The organism is Peribacillus sp. SIMBA_075 (assembly GCF_046534585.1).
Genome location: NZ_JAWRYN010001136.1, coordinates 1 through 253, shown reverse-complemented (window position 1 = coordinate 253; position 253 = coordinate 1). Strand labels below are relative to the sequence as shown.

1 protein-coding gene is annotated in these 253 nt (G+C 44.3%); it reads left to right on the top strand.

The window, feature by feature from the left end; translation table 11 throughout:
* The coding region (locus SB775_RS31855) for a hypothetical protein (protein ID WP_410865289.1) at positions 1-253 on the top strand (253 nt) is incomplete at both ends.

The following is a 253-nucleotide window of genomic DNA, read 5'->3' as shown; positions in this document are numbered from 1 at the left end:
AGAACCACAAGTGGAAGAAACACCAATGCAACAAGTGGCAGTGGACCCACAAGTGGAAGAGAAAACAGTGCAGCAAGTAGTGGCAGAGCAAGTACACAAGCCAATTTCAAGTACGGAAGTACAAGAGAAGGCATATGTTGTAAATCAAAAAGAGAATGATATGCGCAACGTACTACAAGCGCCACCGAAGTATGAACTTCCGCCATTAACGTTGTTGTCAATTCCACAGCAGGCAGCATTAGATAATACGGAG